Below are 3,524 nucleotides of genomic sequence, written 5' to 3'. Positions count from 1 at the left end.
CGCGCGGGCGCGATGATCGCCGCCGCCGACCTGCCCACCGTGCTGGTGCAGGAGGGCGGCTACCTGTCAGAGGGGCTGACCACGTCGCTCGTGCACTTCCTCTCCGGCTTCATGGAGCGCTGACATGGCCTTGTCGCAAGACCTCGAACGATCGATCCTGGGCGCCGTCGCCGACGGGTTCGACGACCAGCTTGCCTTCACCGAGGCGCTGACGCGCTACCCGTCGCTGCGCGGGCAGGAGCACACGGCGCAGGATTTCCTGTTCCGCGAGCTGAAGACGCGCGGCTACACGATGGACCGCTGGACCATCGACGTGGACGACATCGCGCATCATCCCGGCTTCTCGCCCGTCGACGTGGACTATTCCAACGCGCAGAACGTCGTCGGCACATGGCGCCCGCGCGAGGAGAAGGGCCGCTCCCTGGTGCTGAACGGGCATGTGGACGTGGTCCCCGAAGGCCCGCACGAGATGTGGACCTCGCCCCCGTTCGAGCCGCGCCGCGACGGCGACTGGATGTACGGCCGCGGGGTGGCGGACATGAAGGCCGGGATCGCCGCCAACATCTTCGCGGTCGATGCGCTGGCCCGGTTGGGATACCGGCCGGCCGCTACGCTCTACCAGCAATCGGTGGTCGAGGAGGAATGCACCGGCAACGGCGCGCTGGCCGCGCTGCTGCGGGGCTACAACGCCGACGCCGCGATCATCCCCGAGCCCGAGGACGACAAGCTGGTCCGCGCCAATTGCGGCGTCATCTGGTTCCGCGTCCGCGTGCAGGGCATCCCCGTGCACGTGCGCGAGGCCGGCAGCGGCGCGAACGCGATCGAGGCGGCCTACGAGCTGATCCGCGGGCTGCGCGGGCTCGAGGCCGAGTGGAACGCGCGCAAGGGCGATCACCGCTACTTCGAGAATCTCGACCACCCGATCAACTTCAACGTCGGTAAGATCCGCGGCGGCGACTGGGCCTCCTCGGTCCCCGCCTGGTGCGAGTTCGACTGCCGCATCGCGATCTACCCGGGCACGCCCGCGCGCGAGGCCGCCGACGAGATCGAGGCGACGGTGCGCAGCGTTTCGGCCGGGATCCCGTTCCTGTCGAACAACCCGCCCGAGGTGATCTTCAACGGCTTCTTCGCCGAGGGCTACGTGCTGGAGGAAGGCTCCGAAGCCGAGGCGACGCTGAGCCGCGCGCACGTGGCCAGCTTCGAGGCGCCGCTGGAAAGCTTCGTGACGCCCGGCTACCTCGACGGGCGGGTCTTCACGATCTACGGCAACACGCCGTGCCTCGTCTACGGCCCGGTCTCGCAGGGCATCCACGGCTTCGACGAACGCGTCTACCTGCCCTCGGTGCAGCGCGTGACCGGCGCGATTGCGCTGTTCATCGCCGAATGGTGCGGGCTGGAGCCGATTTGATCAAATTTCGCTGCAATCCGCCGCGTCATTCCCTAGAATGCCGTCAACGAACCCGAGTCGCCCGCGCGCGCAGGGTCGCGGCCCATCCGTACAGGAGATTTCCATGAACGAACGTCCCAACTCTCTTCACGCGTCGGATATCGCCCATTCGATGCACCCCTATACCAACATGCGCGCGCACGAGGAAAAGGGCCCGATGATCATGTCCCACGGCGACGGGGCACGGGTCTTCGACACCGAGGGCAAGGAATACATCGAGGCGCTGGCCGGCCTGTGGTCGGTCGCGGTGGGCTTCTCGGAAACCCGCCTGGCCGACGCCGCGCATGCGCAGATGAAGAAGCTGCCCTATTACCACAGCTTCGCGCACAAGGCGCACGAGCCGTCGATCCGCCTGGCCGAGAAGCTGGCCGAGATGACGCCCGAGGGCATGAACCGCGTCTTCTTCACCAATTCCGGGTCCGAGGCCAACGACACCGTCATCAAGATGGTCTGGTTCCTCAACAACGGCCTCGGCCGGCCGCAGAAGAAGAAATTCCTGTCGCGCAACAAGGCCTATCACGGCATCACCATCGCGTCTGGTTCGCTGACTGGCCTGCCCGCGAACCACAAGGATTTCGACCTGCCGGCGATCCCGGTCGTGCACCTGACATGCCCGCATCATTGGCGCTGGGGCCACGAGGGCGAGACCGAGGCGCAGTTCACCGACCGCCTGCTGAAGGAACTCGAGGACACGATCGAGCGCGAGGGCGCCGACACCATCGCCGCCTTCATCGGCGAGCCGGTGATGGGCGCGGGCGGCGTCATGACCCCGCCGGAAGGCTACTGGCAGGGCGTCGAGAAGATCTGCCGCAAGCACGACATCCTCATCGTCTCTGACGAGGTCATCAACGGCTTCGGCCGCACCGGCGCGCGCTGGGGCTGCGAGCGCTACGGCTTCACGCCCGACATCATCGTGACGTCCAAGCAGCTGACCTCGTCCTACATGCCGCTGGCGGCGATCGTCGTGAACGACAAGGTCTACGACGCGATCGCCGACAACACCGCGAAGCTGGGCACCTTCGGCCACGGCTACACCGCGTCGGGCCACCCGGTCGCCTGCGCCGTCGGTCTCGAGAACCTCGCGATCATCGAGGAGAAGGACCTGATGGGCAACGCCGAGCGGCTCGAGCCGCTGTTCCAAGACGGGCTGCGCGCGCTGGCGGACCACCCGCTGGTGGGCGAGGTCCGCGGCGTCGGCCTGATTGCGGGGGTCGAGCTGGCCAGGGACAAGGCTACCAAGGAGGCGTTCCAGCCCGCGGGCTCGATGGCCAAGGTCGTCACCGAATTCGCCGCCGAGGAGGGCCTGATCGTGCGCGCGGTCTACGAGACCGTCGCCCTGTGCCCGCCGCTGATCGTGACCGAGGACGACGTGCGCCAGATCCACGCGCGCCTGAAGCGCGCGCTCGACCGCGCGCTGGACTGGGCCAAGGCCGAAGGCAAGATGTAAGCCGGACCCGCGCGCGCCGCGATAGCCGGTGCGCGCGGATCGCGACGTCGCGCCCATGGCGCGCGGCGGCCTTGGCAAGTGCGGTGGCGATGCGATAAGAGGGCGCAGCTGTCCGACATCCGCATGAGGCAAGACCATGGCCGGCCATTCCAAATGGGCAAACATCCAGCACCGCAAGGGCCGCCAGGACGCGGTTCGGGCCAAGCTGTTCTCGAAGTTCTCGAAGGAGATCACCGTCGCCGCCAAGATGGGCGACCCGGACCCCGACAAGAACCCCCGCCTGCGCCTGGCCATCAAGGAGGCCAAGGCCCAGTCCATGCCCAAGGACAACATCGAGCGCGCCATCAAGAAGGCGTCCGGCGGCGAGGGCGAGGATTACGAGGAAATCCGCTACGAAGGTTACGGCCCCAACGGCGTGGCGATCATCGTCGAGGCGATGACCGACAACCGCAACCGCACCGCGTCCAACGTCCGCTCGACCTTCACCAAGAACGGCGGCAACCTCGGCGAGACCGGCAGCGTCGCCTTCATGTTCGAGCGTAAGGGCGAGATCGTCTATCCGGCTTCCGTCGGTGACGCGGACACGGTGATGATGGCCGCGATCGAGGCCGGCGCCGAGGACGTCGAAAG

3 protein-coding genes are annotated in these 3,524 nt (G+C 67.5%); all 3 read left to right on the top strand.

All coding sequences use genetic code 11. From position 1 onward, the window contains the following. The first annotated feature begins 124 nt into the window (after positions 1-124). Positions 125-1,408 (top strand): ArgE/DapE family deacylase, encoded by a 1,284-nt coding sequence (locus tag ACFDTC_RS17240; protein ID WP_375260113.1) that lies wholly within the window; start codon positions 125-127, stop codon positions 1,406-1,408. Positions 1,409-1,511: 103 nt separating this feature from the next. Further along, positions 1,512-2,894: an aspartate aminotransferase family protein gene (locus ACFDTC_RS17235; RefSeq protein WP_375260112.1), complete on the top strand. Its 1,383-nt coding sequence runs from the start codon at positions 1,512-1,514 to the stop codon at positions 2,892-2,894. Positions 2,895-3,030: 136 nt separating this feature from the next. Next, the coding region (locus ACFDTC_RS17230) for a YebC/PmpR family DNA-binding transcriptional regulator (protein WP_375260111.1) at positions 3,031-3,524 on the top strand (494 nt) is incomplete at its 3' end.

The organism is Citreimonas sp., assembly GCF_042096055.1.
Taxonomy (GTDB): Bacteria; Pseudomonadota; Alphaproteobacteria; order Rhodobacterales; family Rhodobacteraceae; genus Citreimonas.
Note: the sequence above shows the minus strand (reverse complement) of the source record. Positions and strands in the feature narration are given on the sequence as shown.

Bases quoted from the DNA above. Each gene is read 5' to 3' on its own strand.
- ACFDTC_RS17240 (WP_375260113.1), top strand. From the start codon at position 125: ATGGCCTTGTCGCAAGACCTCGAACGATCGATCCTGGGCGCCGTCGCC.
- ACFDTC_RS17235 (WP_375260112.1), top strand. From the start codon at position 1,512: ATGAACGAACGTCCCAACTCTCTTCACGCGTCGGATATCGCCCATTCG.